The sequence below is a fragment of the Paracoccus sp. T5 genome, assembly GCF_048538155.2.
Lineage (GTDB): Bacteria > Pseudomonadota > Alphaproteobacteria > Rhodobacterales > Rhodobacteraceae > Paracoccus.
On the sequence record NZ_CM135809.1, the window covers coordinates 335,001 to 351,244 of the forward strand.

A 16,244-nucleotide genomic window follows, 5' to 3' on the forward strand; every position below is an offset into this window, starting at 1 on the left:
TCTTAACGGATTGATCGGGCTGCTTAGGGGTCCCTGGAAATAGCCCTCCACAAGACCGTACCCGAAACCGACACAGGTGGACTGGTAGAGAATACCAAGGCGCTTGAGAGAACCACATTTAAGGAACTCGGCAAAATACCTCCGTAAGTTCGCGAGAAGGAGGCCCGGTTTTTGCGCAAGCAGAGGCCGGGGGCACAAACCAGGGGGTGGCGACTGTTTACTAAAAACACAGGGCTCTGCGAAGCCGTAAGGCGACGTATAGGGTCTGACGCCTGCCCGGTGCCGGAAGGTTAAAAGGAGATGTGCAAGCATTGAATTGAAGCCCCGGTAAACGGCGGCCGTAACTATAACGGTCCTAAGGTAGCGAAATTCCTTGTCGGGTAAGTTCCGACCTGCACGAATGGCGTAACGACTTCCCCGCTGTCTCAAATGTGGACTCAGCGAAATTGAATTGTCTGTGAAGATGCAGACTTCCCGCGGTTAGACGGAAAGACCCCATGCACCTTTACTACAACTTCGCACTGGCATCAGGATTGCGATGTGCAGGATAGGCGGTAGGCTTTGAAGCGGGGACGCTAGTCCTCGTGGAGCCATCCTTGAGATACCGCCCTTCGCACTCTTGATGTCTAACCGCGGCCCGTTATCCGGGTCCGGGACCCTGCGTGGTGGGTAGTTTGACTGGGGCGGTCGCCTCCCAAACAGTAACGGAGGCGCGCGAAGGTTGGCTCAGACCGGTCGGAAATCGGTCGTTGAGTGCAATGGCAGAAGCCAGCCTGACTGCAAGACTGACAAGTCGAGCAGAGACGAAAGTCGGCCATAGTGATCCGGTGGTCCCGAGTGGAAGGGCCATCGCTCAACGGATAAAAGGTACGCTGGGGATAACAGGCTGATGATGCCCAAGAGTCCATATCGACGGCATCGTTTGGCACCTCGATGTCGGCTCATCTCATCCTGGGGCTGGAGCAGGTCCCAAGGGTATGGCTGTTCGCCATTTAAAGAGGTACGTGAGCTGGGTTTAGAACGTCGTGAGACAGTTCGGTCCCTATCTGCCGTGGGTGTTGGAGACTTGAGAGGAGCTGCCCCTAGTACGAGAGGACCGGGGTGGACGTTCCACTGGTGGACCAGTTGTCGTGCCAACGGCAGTGCTGGGTAGCTATGAACGGACAGGATAAACGCTGAAGGCATCTAAGCGTGAAGCCCCCCTCAAAACAAGGTCTCCCTTGAGAGCCGTGGAAGACCACCACGTCGATAGGCCGGAGATGTAAGTGCAGCAATGCATTCAGTTGACCGGTACTAATGGCTCGATAGGCTTGATTTGATCCGGAAGAAGACAGACTGTCTTCCTCCCATGCATCCTTGGACAACAAAAACCCCGAAAGGGGCGACGCTGAGCGTGTCTTTCCCGGTCTGGTGGCCCTAGCGCGAGCAAAACACCCGATCCCATCCCGAACTCGGCCGTTAAGTGCCGCTGCGCCAATGGTACTGCGTCTCAAGACGTGGGAGAGTAGGTCACCGCCAGACCTGGTAAGACACGCAAATATCTCTCTGATAACGATGAAAACCCGATCAGGACAAAACTGGCGCGGGGTAGAGCAGCCCGGTAGCTCGTCAGGCTCATAACCTGAAGGCCGCAGGTTCAAATCCTGCCCCCGCAACCAATAATACCCCACCCGCATACAGCCCTCTTCACAGCGGGCTGTTTGCTGTTCCACCCTGTGCCAGGCCAGCCAACGCCGCCATTGCTCTCTCAAGCTCCCTTAACGCCTTTCGGCGTAACGTGGACGATGAAGATCTCGATCAGGCCGCGGATGGTCTCCAAAGCCGGCGTCCGCAGTTCTACCGGCGCAAGGTGGCTTAGTTTTCAAGAAAAGCCCGCGAAAAGGAGTCGCGGACAGGCTTAAGAAGATATTGCATGAAAGTCCGCGATTCGGTCTGGATCATCACTTCGGCCGGCATGCCGGGGGTCGGCGTAAAGCCGTGCACCCGGGACAGTTCGTCGGCCGCGATGTCGACGCGGGCCAGATAAACCTCGCGCCGGGCGCCGTCGGTGTCACTAGGGATCGCGTCGGCCGAGACATAGATCAGCCGGCCGATCAGCACGGGCGTCGTGCGCTGGTTCAGCGAGGTCAGCCGGACCGAGGCCGGATGCCCTACGGTCAGTGAGTCGACATCGGTGCGGGGGACCTGGGCTTCGATGATCAGCGGGACGTCGTCGGGCAGGATCTCGATGATGGGCTTGCCCGCCTCGATCACGCCGCCGATCGTGTGATAGTGCAGCCGCACGACGGTCCCGGCCACGGGAGACAGGATCTCGGACCGCTCCAGGATGTCCTGCGCCTTCAGCGACTGTTCCCTGATGCTGTCCAGTTCGGATTCCACAACCTGCATCTCGTCCAGCGCCTGCTGGCGATCCTCGTTCCGGGCCTGGGTGATCTGCAGCTGCGCCTTTTGGGTCAGTTCGGTCGTCTCGCGGATCATCGAGCGGAGCCTGGCCGCCTCACCGTCGGCTTCGGCCAAGGCACGGCGCAGGGCGTTGACCTCGCTGCGGCGCACCAAGCCACGCTCCATCAACTGCGTTCGTGCGTCGTGATCCTCCTCCAGAAGGACGACCTGCCGTTCCAGCGCCGTCAGCTGCTCCTCCAGCCCCTCGCGGCGGGCTTGGGCCGCATGGATGTTGCTGGTCAGCAGGGCGATGTCGCTGTCGAACTTTGCGCGCGAGCCGACGAAGTTCACGAGCTGCTCCTCGACCATGGCATCGATCTCCGGGTCTCCGCGCAGCTGGGCGACATAATCGGACAGGTTGACCGACTCCGTTCCCGCATAGACCGCCTGAAGCCGCGCGGCGATGGTCTCCAAGCGGACCCGGCGAAGCATCAGCTCGCGCTTGTTCGCCAGGGCCGAGGTCTGATCAAGCAGCAGCAGCGGCTGGCCTGCCTGGACCTGGTCGCCTTCGTTGACGCGGATTTCGGCGATGATCCCGCCTTCCAGATGCTGGACGATCTTGTTGCGCCCGGTGGCCACGAAGCTGCCTGCGGCCAGGACCGCCGCCGCGAGGGGCGCGCGAAAGGCCCAAGCCCCGAAGCCGCCAAAGGAGACCGCCAGCAGAATCAGGCCGAACAGCACATGGCGCCAGACCGAACGGGGCAGATCCTGGGACCAGTCAGCTGCGGGAGTTCGGGGAAAATCCATGGTCAGGTCCTCATGCAGGGGCGGGCATGGCGCCGCCGGGCGCGGCAGCCTGCGCGGCAACCGGGGCAGGGGCTGCGGCACCGCGGACGGCGCCCTGTCCCAGGCCGCCACGTTCCGCCAAGGCCTTCAGCATCCGGTCGCGGGTCCCGAACATGGCGATCTGCCCGTCGGCCAGCATCATGATGTTGTCGACATGGCTGAGAAGAGAGGCCTTTTGCGTAACCACCACCACGGTGATGCCGCTGCGCTTGGCATGTCCCATGGCACGGGCCAGCGCCTTGTCGCCCGCGGAATCCAGATTGGCGTTCGGCTCGTCCATCACCATCAGCTTGGGAGTGCCGAAAAAGGCGCGGGCCAGGGCGATGCGCTGCTTCTGCCCGCCGGACAGGGGCGATCCGTCGGCGGCGACGATGGTCTCATAGCCTTCGGGCAGCTGCGCGATCATGTCATGGACATCGGCCAGTTCGGCCGCGTCATAGATCTGTTCATCCGTCGCGTCGTCGCGCATCCGCGCGATGTTGCGCTTGATCGAGCCCGGGAACAGCTGCACGTCTTGGGGCAGATAGCCGATGCTTTCTCCCAGCTGCCGCTGGTCCCAGTTGCGAAGGTCCATCAGGTCCAGCCTGACGCTGCCCGAGGTCGGCAGGATCGAACCCACCAGCATCTTGCCAAGCGTGGTCTTGCCGGCCCCCGAATTCCCCACGATCGCGCAGGACGTGCCCGGCGTCAGGGAAAAGGTGATCGCGTTCAGAACCACCCGCTTGGTCCCCTGCGGGACATAGAGCAGCCGCTCGACATCCAGGCGCCCCTGCGGGCGCGGCAGCAGCAGCCGGTCCTGGTTCAGCGGCGATGCGGTCAGTAGGGCCGAGATCCGGCGAAAGCTGGCCCGCGACAGCGCAAAGCTGTTCCAGCCCTCGATGGCGCCCTCGATCGGCGACAGGGCCCGGCCGGCGATGATCGAGGCGGCGATCACCATCCCGCCCGTGATGTCGCCCAGAATGGCCAGATAGGCACCCCAGCCCAGCATGCCGATCTGCGTCAGCAGGCGCACCCCCCGCGACGCCGCCGCGCTGGCGATGTTGCGGTCCTGAGCACGCACCTGCGCCCGCATCGACGCCGCGCTGTCGCGGCCCCAGATGGTCACCGCCTCGGGGATCATCGCCAGCGCGTTGATGATCTGGGAATTGCGCGACATCGAATCCAGGTGCAGGTTCGCCCGGCTTTGATGCAGGTTCGCCTCGGCAAAGGCCTTTTCGGTGATGCGCTGGTTGACATGGGCGATCATCAGCAACAGCAGCGCGCTGCCCAGCACGATCAGGCCCAGATGCGGATGCACCAGAAAGATCGCGACCGCGAACAGCGGGGCGAAGGGCAGGTCGAGAAAGGCCAGCAAGGTTCCCGACACCAGAAAGCTGCGCAGCTGCTGCAGATCGCCAAGCGTCTGGTATTCGCGCCCGTTGCTTTGCAGCGACGCGCGCGCCGCCGCCGCTAGGATCGGCGCGCCAAGCCGCGCCGACATGTCGACCGAAGTGCGCATCAGGATAAAGCGCCGGATCGCATCAAAGGTCACCTGCAGGATCACCGCGCCCACGATGACCAGCGTCAGCATGACCAGCGTGTCGGTCGAGCGGCTGGTCAGCACCCGGTCCGAGATCTGGAACAGGTAGAGCGGGATGGCCAGCACCAGGATGTTCGTCACGCAGGTAAAGACCATCACCGCCAGCAGGTTCAGCCGCACCGCGCGCAGGGCCCGGCCGATCGCGCCGGAAATGTCGGTCTCGGGGACACGCCTGTGAAAGGCGCCGCGGCCTTTCAGGGGGGTGGGCGCCGGGCCTGCCGGCACGCGGCCCGCCTCGGCCTCGATCGTGGGGCCATGGTTCAGGGCGGCGGTCCCTGTTGGGGATGTTCTGCCGGGGCCGCGCCGGGGGTGATCGGGCGGCAGTCGTTCTGTCGTCATGACAATACCGTTTGCATGGGATCGACGGGGATGGCGTCCGACGGGATCATGTGGGGCGCCAGATCGCTGTCATCCCCCTGCGGCCCCATCGCCTCGGCCAGAAACACCACGGCCTCGCTGGCCAGGCCCGGTCCGCCCATGGGCGAGCCCGGATCAACTAGTTCCGCCTGGTGGATCAACGCGTCGGAATAAACGCTGCCCCGAGTATGGACAGTCGCATCCACCCCGTATTCGGCGATATGGGCCGAGTTGATCAGCACGTTCGATCCCGTGACGACGGTGACGTCGCCGGCATGTTCCATCGCCTGCGCGGCCAGCAGGTCGACCTGGTCGGCATCGCCCAGGACGTTGATCTGCTCGATGATCTGGGCCGAGACGAGGTCGCCCTTGATGTGCAGCACGCGCAGCATCTCGCTGCCCGCGAAGGCCCCGTCCTGCAGCACGCCCGACGACATCCCGTCCGGTCCCTCGGCCAGCAGCTTCAGGTAGTTGCCTGTCGCCGTGACATGGCCGGCCTGCCCCACCTGCAGGATCGAGGCGTCGTTCACCAGCAGGTTGTCCCCGCTGCTGATCCGGCCCCCGGCATCGCGCAGGGTGACGTGGTCGCTGTCCAGCAGCACGTTGGTCTGGAAGATCGCGGCCAGGTTGATGAGGTTGCCGTCGATGACGATCAGGTCGAAATGAAAGCCCAGTTCGAACAGCGACACCTCGTTGACGGCGCCGTTGGCCCCGAAAATCAGCGTGGTGCTGGACGCCGTCAGCGTGATTGAGGTCACGTCATTGTCGCTGACATAGTTGTGCTGGACGATCCAGTTGAAGTTGACAAGGCTGCCTTCGATCGTCGTCACCGCCCAGAATTGCGGGGCCGCGTCGTCCCCCTGCGCGGGCACGGTCTGCGTGTGCGACCGGTGGACCAGCTCGGCAAAGTTGATGCCGCGGGTCGCCCCGCCAAGGCTGTCCCAGCTGCCGCCCGACGGGCCCGTCACCAGATCGACGTCCTGCCAGACATTCACCTGCGAGATGAGATCGACTGAGATGCTGTCGCCGCCCACAACCATCACCGGCGCCGAGATCCAGCTGGCGGTCAGGATGACCTCGTTCACCAGCATGTTCGCGCCGTGGACGACCTGGTGCGTCGGGCCGGCATCCGCGTCGTCTTGCGTCAGGCGCTCCTTGACGGCGTCGGGCAGCAGGTCCTGGATGTCGGGGCGCGCGCCGCCCGGCTGACCGTCCAGGTGGGGGCCCTGGGCCTCCGCGCCCGACAGGTCCCCATCCTGGGGCGACGCCAGCCGCTGCACGGCCCAAGCCATCTCCAGAAAATCGGCCTCGGTCTCGGGAAGGGTCAGGCCGGGCGCGACGCCAAGGGCGGTCGCCTGCGCCACCAGCCCGTCCAACTCTGCCTGCAGCAGGTCCAGCGTCACATGCTTCATCCGGTCGGCATCCAGCAGATCGTCGTCGGACAGGCGCAGGTGCTGGAGGATGACCGCGGCGACGGATCCGGGTGCGGGCATGGTGAAATCCGGCATGCCCGCATCCGACCCAAGGCGGAAGGCCGGTGCATCGCCCTCTCCCCCCTGATGGGGGGCCGGGGCCGTCGCCAGCGGCGGGATCGAGGCAGGGCCATAGCCGTAGAAGGCGCCGTTCGCGACCGCGTCAGAGGACAGCGGTGGCGGTGCGTGTCGGATGATGGCGCTCATGTCGCGAAAGACGTAAGGGTGGGGCACGTCCTGGCTCAGTCCGACCAGATCGCCCAGCTCGTACTGGGCCTGCACCGCCACCAGTTCGTCATAGTCCAGGCGCAGGCGCGCCCGTGTCTCCATCAGTTCAAGCAATCCGATAAAATGAGTGATCGACTCTGAAGCCGCATCCGAGCAGAACATCGCAAATTCCCCTGTTCAGTCGAGCAGCGATACCTGTTAAAGGCCGCATATGCTGGCGGACCCGCGCGACGGTGCCGCGCGGGTCCCTGTTGCGCCGGGCGCTCAGCTCATGTCGTCCTGGCCGACCAGGCTGGAGCTGAGGTCGCCGCCCACCACGGTCATGTCGACCGTGTTGCCCAGCACGTTCGCGCCCATCACGATGCTCTGGTTGAAGGCCGTGGTCTCCAGGAGGCCGTCGGCCGAGGCGGACGACGTGCCGGTGACATAGCCGTCATCGCCATTGTTCGATCCCCAGGTGCCGGCATGGGCATAGCCCCCGTCACCCGTCATGATCGAGCCGCCCTCGCCGCCATTGCCGCTGCCCGAGTTCCACGCCTGGCCACCATAGGCCGCACCGCCGCCCGCCGACGCGGCGCCGCCCGCACCGCCATGGGTGCTGCCCGTGGCGCCGCCTGCGCCGCCGATGGACCAGCCGCCCCCGGTGCCTGTGCCGATGCCGTCGGCCGAGCCTCCGGCGCCGCCCATGCCATGCGCCATGGCCTGACCGACGCCCATGCCGGCGCCGCCAAGCGCGTCGCCCGCCTCGGCCATCGCCGCGCCCAGGCCATAGCCTGCGCCCGATCCGGCGCCGCCATCGGCCCCGTCACCGGCCATGCTGTCGTTGCTGCTGGAGCCGCCGCCGCCGGTCGCGCCGCCGGCGCCGCCCGTGCCCGCACCGCCGGCACCCCCGGCACCGCCCGTGCCGCCCGAGCCGAGGAAGCCCGAGTCGCCACCGTCGCCGCCGTCGCCACCGGACGCGCCGCTGCCAGAGCCGGCACTGCTGTCGCCGCTGTCGCCGCCATCGCCGCCGTCACCGGTGCTGCCACCGCTGCCGCCCATGCCGCCCATTCCGGCGCCAAGGCCCAGCCCCGCGGCCAAGGCACCGGCGTCGCCGCCGGTCGCGTCGCCGCCCGTGCCGTCACCATCCGCATCGGCGTCGGCCGAGCCGTCGCCGCCGCCGGCCTCTCCGCCCATGCCCGCACCGAGGCCAAGGCCCAGCCCGGCAGAGGCGCCGCCGGCACCCCCTTCCGCATCGGCATCCCCGCCGCTGCCCGACAGCGACAGGCCGCCGGCCGCCAGGGCAATGCCGCCGGACGCCGTCGCGGCGCCGTTGCCGCCATTGGCATTGCCGGCCGCTCCGCCGGTGCCGCCCGCGCCGCCCGCGTCGATGCCGTCCTCGGCCGTCGCGGCCCCGCCATAGGCGCTGCCGTTCTGGTTGAACGTGCCGTCGTTCGAGACCGTCGGATTGCTCAGGACGTCATTGTCGACCATGTGGCCCGACTGGACCAGCGTGTTGGCGCTGTCGTTTCCACCTCCCGACAGGGCGTCGTTCAGCATGTTCTCCAGGTTGATGTCGTCGTCATTGCCCAGAACGACATTGCCGTCGCGGTTGACGATCAGGGTCTCGATCGTGCCGTCGGCATTGTCGATGTCCAGATCGGCAAAGTCGTCATCCGTGGGTTCCCATCCTCCCATGTCCAGACCGACATCCACGGTCGTGCTGACATTGGTGGCCACGTCCGTATAGTTGGCGGCATGGTTCGCGGCCGCGTTCCAGGCGGTGTTCGCGGCGTCGTTCGCGTTGGTGTTGCTGTTGGCATTGCCGTTCAGGTTGCCGTTGGCGTTCCCGTTCAGGTTGCCGTTGCCGTTCATGTTGCCGTTGCCATTGGCATTGCCGTTCGCATTGCCATTGGCGTTGCTGTTATAGCTTTCGCTGCTCTGGGACTGGCCCTGATCCTGGCCTTGGTCCTGCCCCTGATCCTGGCCTTGTCCCTGGTCCTGGCCCTGCGCCTGCAGCTGGGCCTGCAGTTCGGCTTGGGCCTGCGTCTGTCCCTGGTCCTGGTCCTGGTCCTGATCCTGGCTCTGATCGTTGAACGGCCAGGTGAACAGGTTGAAGTTGCGGCTGTCAGACATGTTTCACACTCCGGTTCGTCGTGCAGGACCGCTGCCGGATCATCGCAAGCAGCAAAGGAACTGCACCGTTCCGGGGGACCTGTCGCGGACCGCACGGTCGGCTGCTGGGCAATGGCCCACGCGCCAGAAGGCGGCAGCAGGTGCGGACGGCGACACTGATCCGTGCCTGGCTCCCCCCAACGCAGGCACGGGTCGTCTTGGGCAATCAAGGGCGCCCTCGACGGACCCCAAGCGTGGCGCGTTCCGGGTCATCGCGAAAGCCGGACATCCGGGCGGTTGACGGGCAGCACCGCAGGATGGGCCCTGCCACGGCCGGGTGGAGCAGGGACGGCCACGCCCCTGCGGGCAGTCCATAGCCCATTTGGTATATGGAAATCCGGTGCATTCGCAGCCACAATCAGGTCATATTCCACGGCCGCCCAGCGGCAATCCGACGGCAGTTTTTTCCCCCACCGCAGCGGGAGCGCCGGCCGGCCTCATCAGATGGAGGAACAATCAGGCGTTCTCGCCCTCGACTCCCTTGACAACATCAAGAGGCTGTTATGAGTGAACATGTACAGGACGTGGCGCAGAGCATTCCCCTGCGGGGCTGCCGCCGTTCCCCCGAGCTTGCGCTTGTCGGAAGCCGCAGCAGTTTCACCGAAAATCTTCTGCGCGCGACCAGCCATGAATTCCGCGACCATCCCCTGATCCACCTGCCGACGCTGGACGCGCTTGGGGCCATGCCACCCGAACAAACCGCATCGGTCCGCCTGCTGCTGGTCGACGAGGTCACGCTGGGTGCCGCGACCGAGGGCGCCCTGCGCCTTGCGGGACCGCGCGTCAGGATCGTCCTGGCCTATCTGGATGCCGAGGCCGCGGCCCGTCGATACCACGATCCCTGCCCGCCGACGACGATCCACAGCTTCGTGCCGCTGGACGTGCGGCTGGATGTCTGGCTTTCGCTGCTGAAGCTGCTGCTGCATGGCGGGAAATACGTCCCCGAGGAACTGCTGAACCACCGGCCCCATCGGAACCCGGCACCGGGCGGCCTGGCCGAGCTGCCGCTGCTGGGGCTGACCCGCCGCCAGTACGACGTGCTGGAGCTGGTCGCCGAAGGTCACCCGAACAAGGTCATCGCCCTGCGGCTGGGCCTGTCCGACCACACGGTCAAGCTGCATCTCCACAACATCATCAGCAGGCTGGGCGTGACCAACCGCACGGAAGCCGCCGCCCGCTTTCGCGACATGCGGCCATGATCAAGAACCATCCCGGCCTGCCCGCCGGAACGCCGCCCGCCATGGCGGAGAACCTGGACGCGGTCCTGCTGCGCGTCGGCGTCATGAACTATTCCTGGAGCAACACGGAAAGCCTGCTGATCCACCTTCTGGCGGGCTTGGCCGGGGTTCGCGAAGACATCGCCGTGGTGCTGTTCCTGTCGCTGAAGTCGACGCAGTCCCGCATCGAACTGATCGAGCGCTTGGCCAAGCTGTGCCGCCCCGCCGGCGACGAACGGCGCGAGCTGCTGGCCCTGATGCAGCGGTTCACCCGGCTTGCCGCGACCCGGAACCGGTTCAACCACAGCATCTGGTCCTTTGATCTTGAACAGGGCTCGATCTCGACCATCCTGATGCGGATCGCCGATCGCCGCGACGGTGTGCTGTTCGGCAAATGCGAACCGCTTGATGCGAAGGAGATGGCGCGCCTGGACGAAGCTCTGGGCGACCTCAGCGACCTCAACCGGGCGATCTGGGCCTTTCTCAAGCGCTACGGCTATCCGGTCTGAACGGCAACCCCGTCGCGGCCCGGGCAGATGGCTGCCAGCACCTCCAGCGTCCGCTGGCCCTGTTTCTCCACATCCTCCAGGTCGGCGCTGTTGCAGATCTCGCGCCGCGCGTCTTCCAGGATGGCATCGGCCTGATCCCGCAGTGCCGCCTGCTGGTCGCCGGTATTGGCGCAAGGAGCCATCGCCTGCAGGGCCTTCAGCAGATGGATCAGGATGATCGGCTTGTCGCATCCGCTCTGGCGGATCTGGCTGAACGAGGCGTTCAGCAGGCTGCCATAGCTGGGGCGGGGACAGATCACGCGCAGGACCCCCTCCCTGTCCTGAAAGACGCCGCGCGGCACGGATCGCTGCAGCAGTTCCGCCCAAGATGACGACAGCCGGTGGATGACCGACACCGCCGTGTAGGGGTCGTTGATGCCCGGGGACAGCGCCCGCACGGCGATCTCGACCAGGTGACGGATCGAGAATTCGAGGTCCTGTACCGGCGTCCGGTGCACCCCCAGGGTGATCGCGCGTTCGATTGTATCCGCCAGCCTGTCCGAGGCCCGGCTGGCCGGATAGATGCCGAAGGCCCGGCCGTTCGGGATCGCGAAATCCCCGGCCCGCAGCTTCAGCCCGACCAGGACATCGGCCGCACGGGCGGCGTCGATGATCCGCTGAAGCTCGATGGCCTGGATGTAGCCCGAGGACCGGACACCGAAGAAGGCGGCGCCCGCCTCGAAATCATCCGGCAGCGCGTCCCTTGGATCGGCCCCCTCGCCCAGGGGGCGCAGGCCCCCGACGCCCCGGTCCAGTTCGCGCCCCACTGCGTCGATCAGCGTTTCGGACATGATCGAGGCGGCCAGTTCATGGATATGCAGGACCATCAGGGCGACGCTGGCGATGGTCAGCCCAATCGCCAGCGTGACGGACAGATAGGCATGCATCGCGTCTTCGTCGCCCGCCTGGATGAAGGACAGCAGCAGCAGGCAGTAGATGATCGTCATCACGAAGGTGCCCAGCACGAACTGGGTCTGCAGGCGGCCCATGAAGTTCCGGATCAACCGGGGGCCGAACTGGCTGGTGGCCAGGGTCAGCACCACCATGGTGATCGAGAAGACAAGGCTGGCCATCGTGATCATCGAGGTCAGGACCGTCGCCAGAAGTTCGCGTGCCTGAGCCGGCGGGCTGACATAGACCAGGCCCGGCAGGCTGTCCTTTGGCCCCTGGTCCAGCCAGTGATCGGTTGCCAGCGCCAGAAAGGTCAGCACCGGCGCAAGGACGCCCATGACGGCGGGAAGAAACCACAGGCTGGTGCGGACCGAGTCCCACAGCGCCCGGGCCGCGTTGCCGCGGGACAGAAGACGATGGTCGTTCATGTGCTGGATGCTCCGCAATTCATCGTGCCGCCGCGCCGGCAGGTCTGCGGCGGCGGTCCGGCACGTTCAGGATGCCGCCGTGCCGCGGCCCGCGGCCTGGGTCAGCATCGTAATGACCTGTTGCAGGCTCAGGTCATACCGGGTCGGCAGGCGCGTGCCGATGGTCAAGACGATCCTGAAACCAGGCCGCGAAGGGGCCAGGATCAGGAGCGTGTCTGTCGGATGGTCGAGGATCCGGCGGGTCCTGGTGTCGATCATGAGAAATCTCCGTGGCAGGGAATTCGATCAATCGCCTGCGCGGGAATATGTTCCTGTCGTCGCAGCAAGCGACCAGCCGTCCCCTTCCGGTCGGGAACATTGAGGCGCGCGGCCGGTTCGGGGACAACAGGATGACGAGAGGATACCATGGAACAGAGTGAACGGATCCGCCAGCGCGCGCACCAGATCTGGGAAGCCGACGGTCGCCCCGAGGGCCGCGAGGCCGAGCACTGGGCCCGGGCCCAGGAAGAACTGCGCCAGGAGGGCGCGCTGGAGGAGGACGATGCCTTGGCGGAGGGCTATCAGGATGACACCTCCTCCGCGCCGAGCCGTGACCTTGACCCCGATGACATCGGGTCGGCCGACGGGCACATCATCGAGGCAGGTGAGGGCGGAACCGCCGGAGGGCCCGACGAGGCCGATGAGGCGCTGCAGTCGCCTGTGTCGTCACGGGATTGAGGCCGCCGTTCCGGCACTTCCCCGGGACGCACCGCCCGTTCAGGATCGCTCAGCGGGCGCCGTCCCTGGTCGAAACATCATCCTGGAACGCGCGTTCGCGCGCGGGCCAGGTGCTCTTGATATAGGCCAGAACAGCGCGGATCTGGTCGTCGGTCAGTGTGCCTGCGAAGGCCGGCATGTTGCTCTCATATCCCTCCACCACGGCGCCCAGACCCAGCTTGGTAATGTCGAAAAGTTGCCGGTCGGCGTGGTGCCAGGTGTGGCCGCTGGCATCATGGGGCGGCGCGGGCATGCGGCCGCTTTCCAAGGGGGTCTTCCAGTCGGGCTGCCCCTCCAGTTGGGCGCCGTGGCATGAGGCACAGTTTTCAACGTAAAGGGTCTCGCCAAGGGCAATCCGGTCAGGCGGCACGACCTCACCCAGGAAGGTCACGTTTTGGGGTTCCTTGCCAGGCTGCAGGAGAGAAAGCCCCGCAATCAGCCCTGCTAGTCCCAAACCGCCCAGAAGCAGATATACCCGTCTCATGTCGTTCCCGCTTTGCCTCCTGCCTGCGCTACCGGACCACTTTAGCGGCCGGCAAGCCAGGATGCATCAGGTGCGGCAGCTTGATGCGGAGGCATAAGCCTTGGCGCCGCCTTGGGCAGATCAGGCTAGCCGCCCACAGAAGCGGTAGAGGACCAAGGACGTGCACCTTGGTCCCTAGCGCTTACTTGTTGGTGCGCCCCCGCTGGTCGGGATCGATCCCGCCCTGCGGATTGGTGTCGTTCCCGACATCGCCTTCGTAGGTATTCTCTCCTCCAATGGGCGGGTCTTTCCGGTCCATCCCCTTGGATCTGCCGATGCCGGGATCGCTGCGCAGATCGGCATCGGTCGGGTTGTCGGTCTTTTCGTGCTTGCTGCTCATCTTCTTGCTCCTTTCAGCGCCGAGGGGCCGAGATCACTCCTCCGCGTCGCGGTCCGGGCGCTCGTCGGGCAGATGGTCGGGCTTGGACGCGGCCCCTGCCTCTCCCTCGCCTGGGGCGTGGTTGGCCGTGTGGTCATGGTGCTGCTGGGTGTGGACATGGCGGGAATCCAGACCGCGCTCGTCCGAGTGGCGGGACTTGTCGCGATTGGACAGGATCTCGTTGTCGGGCAGGGGCTCTACGTCGATGGGGCTCATCCCGCCGCTGCCATCGCCTTTTCCCTGGTCCTGCTGGCCGGGGCCGAATTTCTTGCCGCTTGCATGTGCCATGGGTTCTCCTTTCCGGGCCGTGAATGCCCGTCGGTCCCGAACCGGCGGGTGGCGGAAATGTTCCTGCCTTCGTCCTAGGGGCCCATCCCACCCTTGTAGTAGCCAAGACGTGAGGCCCCCGGCCGGAACGGCGGCCAAGGTGAGCCGTTGTGTCGGCCCACGCAGCCAGACAGGAGATCGACATGACACTGACGAACTGGAAAATGCGCAGCACCGCCCTGGCAGCTGTTCTCAGCCTGCCTTTCGCAACCGGCGCGGCACTGGCTCAGGATGCGACCGCGACCGATCAGGCGTCCCCCGCCACCCAAAGCGAGCAGACTTCGTTTCCGGATCAGCAGACCGCGCAGACGGACGCACAGACGAACGCACAGTCCGCGGGTCAGGATGCATCCGGCAATCCGCAACCCGACGCGCTTGTCGCCACCGTGGGCGAGGCCGAGATCCGCGGTGACGATGTTATGACGGTGGTGGGCATGCTGCCGCCGCAGTTGCAGGCGCAGTCGCCGCAGATGCTGGTCCCCATCGCGCTGGAGCAGTTGATCATGCGCGAACTTGTCCTGGAAAAGGCTCGGAGCGAAAACCTCGCCCAAGACCCCGAAGTGACCGAGTTGGTGCGCCGCACCACCGAGGATGCCGAAAAGAACGCGATGGTTCAGGTCTGGCTTGACCGCGAAATGGCCAAGGCCGTCAGCGACGAGGCGGTCCAGCAGAGCTATGACGAAGCCCAGGCCCAAGGCCAGCAGGACCTGCCGCCGATCGAGGTGGTGCGCCCGCAGATCGAACAGCACCTGCGCCAGCAGGCCATGCAGGAGATCCGGGTGATGCTGCGCGAGGGCGCGGATGTGGTGCTCTATGATCCCACGGGGCGCCCTATTGAGGAGCCGGCGACTTCGGGAGATACCGGCGGCGCCTCCGCTGAAGGCGGAAGTGAGGCAGGTCAGATGTCTGGAACTGGCGACATGGCGACGGGCGGTTCATCCTCGACGGCAACGCCAGAGGAAGCTGCGGGTGAAGCAGCGGACGGCGCTGCCTCGGCGGCCGATGCCAGCGCCGATGCTCCTGCCGAGGCCGAGCAGCCCTCCGGCAACTGATCGGCAAATCGGCTTTATCGGCTGGCGTCGATCAGGGCGGCAAGCGTCCGGCGAACCTCCTGAAGGCCAAAGGCCAAGGCGTTCCGGTTTCGATGACGCCGCGAGTCGGCATCGTCATGGGGCAGAGAAATCTGCAGTTCGTCCAGAATGTGGTCGATGCGTTCTGTCTGCCCCTCCGGGTTCGCGTCGCCCTCGGCCAAGGCGGTAAGGGCGGCGCAGGCTTCCTCCCGCAGCCGATCAAGCCGCGATTTCAATTCCTGACTGGTCGCCGAGGGCATGAGATCGGCCTCGGCGGCCCGCTCAAGGATGATGACCGAGTTATAAAGTCGCCGCAGCGCCTCCAGGCGTCGGTGCATCCCGGCCCTGTCCGTCATCTTGACCACGGCCAGCGCCTCCTGCGCCTGCTGCACCGCCTTGTGGTATTCCGAGACATGGTCGTGCAGGGCAGATCCTGTTCCCTCTTGGGCAGCGGCCTTCAGCGCATCGCCCAGACGCGTGGCCGTGGCCCGCAGGGCACGGCGAAAGTGACGGTCGAACCGCACCTCGGCCCGGTCGGGCCAGATCACCAGCGCCGCCAGAACCCCCGTGGCCGCGCCAAGCGCGATCGCCACGCCCCGTTCGGCCGAGGTTTCCAGCATGGCCGCCTCCGGTGCCAAGGCAATCCCGACCGCGGCGACCGCTCCATAGCTCCAGTCGGGGCGTGCCCCTGCAACGCCCCCCACGACCAGCAGCGACAGGGCCAAGGCCGAGGTCGTGCCCCAGATGTCGGGCAGCAGCGCCAGGCAGGCCAGGCTGATCAGGCTGCCCACGACCGTCGCCTGAACGCGGGTGAAGGCGGCGCCCATCGTGCCGCCGACCGAAGGCTGGATGATCAGGACTGCACTCAGGATGGCCAGGAACGCCTCGTCCAGGCCCAGCCAGCGCATCAGCAGGTAGGTTGCGGAGGCCGCCACGGCCGATTGCACGGCATGCCGCAGCATGTCGCGCCAGTTCGAACCAAAATGTCGCGTGATGCGGTGAAGCACGTCGGCCTCTGGGACAGCGCCGGAAACTGGTATCAGGAAACAGATGGTGGATGCAGGGCGGCCCCTCTGCGGGGCCGCCG

14 protein-coding genes, 1 tRNA gene and 2 rRNA genes (1 of these 17 only partly in view) are annotated in these 16,244 nt (G+C 65.8%); 7 read left to right on the top strand and 10 right to left on the bottom strand.

Annotated features, from left to right (window positions below):
- From ACNR9W_RS01665 to ACNR9W_RS01675, 3 genes are all read left to right on the top strand, one after another.
- Nucleotides 1–1,318: ribosomal RNA gene (locus ACNR9W_RS01665) — 23S ribosomal RNA — on the top strand (it extends 1,516 nt beyond the left edge of the window).
- An 88-nt stretch (nt 1,319–1,406) separates the two neighbouring features.
- Nucleotides 1,407–1,521 (top strand): 5S ribosomal RNA (gene rrf, locus ACNR9W_RS01670).
- Between the two features lie 60 nt (nt 1,522–1,581).
- Nucleotides 1,582–1,658: transfer RNA gene (locus tag ACNR9W_RS01675), tRNA-Met, on the top strand.
- Between the two features lie 196 nt (nt 1,659–1,854).
- Here ACNR9W_RS01675 and ACNR9W_RS01680 read toward each other — a convergent pair.
- From ACNR9W_RS01680 to ACNR9W_RS01695, 4 genes are all read right to left on the bottom strand, one after another.
- Entirely contained in the window at nt 1,855–3,189 is a 1,335-nt protein-coding gene (locus ACNR9W_RS01680) for an HlyD family type I secretion periplasmic adaptor subunit (RefSeq protein ID WP_419271414.1), read from the bottom strand.
- A gap of 10 nt (nt 3,190–3,199) precedes the next feature.
- Nucleotides 3,200–5,146 (bottom strand): type I secretion system permease/ATPase, encoded by a 1,947-nt coding sequence (locus tag ACNR9W_RS01685; RefSeq protein WP_419271415.1) that lies wholly within the window; start codon nt 5,144–5,146, stop codon nt 3,200–3,202.
- Complete coding sequence (locus ACNR9W_RS01690) at nt 5,143–6,978, bottom strand: hypothetical protein (RefSeq protein WP_419271416.1); 1,836 nt, start codon at nt 6,976–6,978, stop codon at nt 5,143–5,145. Before ACNR9W_RS01690 ends, ACNR9W_RS01685 begins: the two co-directional genes overlap by 4 nt.
- Before the next feature lie 150 nt (nt 6,979–7,128).
- Nucleotides 7,129–8,979: a hypothetical protein gene (locus tag ACNR9W_RS01695; protein ID WP_419271417.1), complete on the bottom strand. Its 1,851-nt coding sequence runs from the start codon at nt 8,977–8,979 to the stop codon at nt 7,129–7,131.
- A 542-nt stretch (nt 8,980–9,521) separates the two neighbouring features.
- Here ACNR9W_RS01695 and ACNR9W_RS01700 point away from each other — a divergent pair.
- Together ACNR9W_RS01700 and ACNR9W_RS01705 are read left to right on the top strand one after the other, a co-directional pair.
- The gene (locus ACNR9W_RS01700) at nt 9,522–10,217 is read left to right on the top strand and encodes a helix-turn-helix transcriptional regulator (protein ID WP_419271418.1); all 696 of its coding nucleotides are present in this window, start codon (nt 9,522–9,524) and stop codon (nt 10,215–10,217) included.
- Complete coding sequence (locus ACNR9W_RS01705) at nt 10,214–10,744, top strand: hypothetical protein (RefSeq protein WP_419271419.1); 531 nt, start codon at nt 10,214–10,216, stop codon at nt 10,742–10,744. Before ACNR9W_RS01700 ends, ACNR9W_RS01705 begins: the two co-directional genes overlap by 4 nt.
- Here the strand turns inward: ACNR9W_RS01705 and ACNR9W_RS01710 are convergent.
- Complete coding sequence (locus tag ACNR9W_RS01710; protein ID WP_419271420.1) at nt 10,732–12,102, bottom strand: DUF2254 domain-containing protein; 1,371 nt, start codon at nt 12,100–12,102, stop codon at nt 10,732–10,734. The genes ACNR9W_RS01705 and ACNR9W_RS01710 overlap by 13 nt on opposite strands.
- Before the next feature lie 66 nt (nt 12,103–12,168).
- Nucleotides 12,169–12,360, bottom strand: a complete 192-nt coding sequence (locus ACNR9W_RS01715; protein WP_419271421.1) for a hypothetical protein — start codon at nt 12,358–12,360, stop codon at nt 12,169–12,171.
- Between the two features lie 147 nt (nt 12,361–12,507).
- Between ACNR9W_RS01715 and ACNR9W_RS01720 the strand changes: the two genes are divergently transcribed.
- Nucleotides 12,508–12,819 carry a DUF2934 domain-containing protein gene (locus ACNR9W_RS01720; protein WP_419271422.1) on the top strand — a complete coding sequence of 104 codons (312 nt, stop codon included), beginning with the start codon at nt 12,508–12,510 and terminating at the stop codon, nt 12,817–12,819.
- A gap of 49 nt (nt 12,820–12,868) precedes the next feature.
- Here ACNR9W_RS01720 and ACNR9W_RS01725 read toward each other — a convergent pair whose 3' ends face one another.
- From ACNR9W_RS01725 to ACNR9W_RS01735, 3 genes are all read right to left on the bottom strand, one after another.
- Nucleotides 12,869–13,249, bottom strand: a complete 381-nt coding sequence (locus ACNR9W_RS01725) for a c-type cytochrome (protein ID WP_458478583.1) — start codon at nt 13,247–13,249, stop codon at nt 12,869–12,871.
- Between the two features lie 274 nt (nt 13,250–13,523).
- Nucleotides 13,524–13,721: a hypothetical protein gene (locus tag ACNR9W_RS01730; protein WP_419271424.1), complete on the bottom strand. Its 198-nt coding sequence runs from the start codon at nt 13,719–13,721 to the stop codon at nt 13,524–13,526.
- Nucleotides 13,722–13,754: 33 nt separating this feature from the next.
- The gene (locus tag ACNR9W_RS01735) at nt 13,755–14,048 is read right to left on the bottom strand and encodes a hypothetical protein (protein WP_419271425.1); all 294 of its coding nucleotides are present in this window, start codon (nt 14,046–14,048) and stop codon (nt 13,755–13,757) included.
- Between the two features lie 182 nt (nt 14,049–14,230).
- Between ACNR9W_RS01735 and ACNR9W_RS01740 the strand changes: the two genes are divergently transcribed.
- The gene (locus tag ACNR9W_RS01740) at nt 14,231–15,139 is read left to right on the top strand and encodes a hypothetical protein (RefSeq protein ID WP_419271426.1); all 909 of its coding nucleotides are present in this window, start codon (nt 14,231–14,233) and stop codon (nt 15,137–15,139) included.
- Nucleotides 15,140–15,153: 14 nt separating this feature from the next.
- Here the strand turns inward: ACNR9W_RS01740 and ACNR9W_RS01745 are convergent, their stop codons facing one another.
- A complete protein-coding gene (locus tag ACNR9W_RS01745) occupies nt 15,154–16,164 on the bottom strand; it encodes an FUSC family protein (RefSeq protein ID WP_419271427.1) in 1,011 nt (336 codons plus the stop codon).
- Between the last annotated feature and the right edge of the window lie 80 nt (nt 16,165–16,244).